Origin of the sequence: Rhodococcus sp. CX, from assembly GCF_015865005.1 — a bacterium.
GTDB lineage: Bacteria > Actinomycetota > Actinomycetes > Mycobacteriales > Mycobacteriaceae > Rhodococcus.
This window is the reverse complement of record NZ_JADZGH010000266.1, coordinates 1-1,718: the sequence shown is the minus strand read 5'-3', so window position 1 is coordinate 1,718 and position 1,718 is coordinate 1. Positions and strand designations below refer to the sequence as shown.

The 1,718-nt window shown below is 67.8% G+C and carries 1 pseudogene; it reads left to right on the top strand.

The features are described 5' to 3' along the window. Positions 1-928, top strand: a pseudogene (locus I0Q12_RS29770) (IS110 family transposase); the annotation flags it as partial. Positions 929-1,718 lie beyond the last annotated feature (790 nt).

Here is a 1,718-nt window from a genome sequence, read left to right as displayed (position 1 = left end):
CCGGTGGCGGTGACGTACGAGGCCGGTCCGACCGGTGACGGGCTCGCCCGCTTCCTGGCAGCGGCAGGTATCGAGTGCCTGGTGGCGGCACCGTCGACGCTCCAGTGTCCGCCGGGCGAGCGGATCAAGACCGACACACGCGATGCGCGGCACCTGGCCCGACTGCTGCACCTGAAGGCAGATCTGCGAGGTGGCGGTGCCCAGCGTCGAACAGGAGGCCGCCCGCGATCTGGTGCGGGCCCGCGAGGACGCCCGACGCGACCTCATGGCGGCCCGACATCGGGTCTCGAAACTCCTGCTGCGACAAGGGATCGTCTACTCCGGTGGTCACGCGTGGACGAAGGCGCACGACACCTGGCTGCGTGCCCAGCGTTTCGACACCCCCGGTCTGCAACTGGCGTACGACAGTGCCTACGATGCCGTGGCTGCGGCGGTGGACCGGCGGGATCGCCTCGATGCGGCGATCGCGGCGATGGCCGAGAACAGCGACTACACGCCGGTCGTGACTCGGCTCGGCTGCCTGCGCGGAGTCGGGGTGCTGACTGCGTTCGCGTTGGCCGTCGAGATCGGGGACTGGCAGCGCCTGACCGGCCGCTCGATCGGCGCCTACCTGGGGTTGGTGCCCACCGAACATTCGTCCGGCGCGAGCAGGTCGCAGGGGCCGATCACCAAGTCCGGCAACGGCCATGCCCGGCGGTTGCTGATCGAGACAGCCTGGCACCACCGGCCCCGGTATCGTCCCGGTGCGGATCTGCGGCGTCGTTGGGACCAAGCGTCTCCGGCGGCTCGGGCCCGCGGACAGCGAGCGAACCGGCGGTTGCACGCCCGCTCGGTCGGGTTCGACCTGCGTCGTAAGCGCCCGGCACTGGCGAACACTGCGATCGCCCGTGAACTCGCCGGCTGGTGTTGGTCACTGGCTGTGCTCGATCCGCGAAGGCCCGGTTCCACGCTCCGCGTCCGCCGCGAGTGTGGTCGTCGCCCCGTCGGGCGGCAAGGTCGGTTCTCCTCGCTGCGCTGCGGGGACTCCACCTTGCCCCCTCTCCCGGTCCCGACGACCGGACGCGCAAGGACCACCGGCGAGGAACCTGCACGACGTCCGGCGTGAATCACGCGGTGGTGACGGCAGCGCCCGGGAGTGATCCACGAGCACACTATGAGCAATCCCCAACGGTACGTTGGGATCACGCTCAACTTTAGACAAGCGACCCACTCCAGCCGAATAGCCGTCCTGCGGTACCCAACCCGCGAATATCAGAGTTGACCACGCGTCGAAACCGACACGCTCGCCACCACCCAAGGTTCAGCCGGACCCCAGAGGCGGCGCCCACAACGACGGTCCTGGACGCCGCCTCACTACGCACTCTTGACAAAGCGACGTCCATATCAGTGTGCCATTTTCCGCACACGCAGCGCCGCTACCTGCACAGATACGCCGCACCATCCCGGAAATCGGCTCACCTGGTGCAAGTCAGACATCCCGTCGGTAGCTCCCATTAGGTCAGACCGATACCGACGAGAACCAGCAGGTCACAGACGTGAGCCGTCGATCATCCCGAAAACGTGAGCCAACTCAGGACCGACCGCGGTGCATGCGTGTCTTGCCGCGGTTACGCGCGGGGTCAACCTGTCCATCGACGAAGGACTCGCCGTCGAGGCCGCGTGGTTCGCGGGACTGTCTGAATAACGGTGGATCCGGGTTGGCCTGACACGCCGAGCAG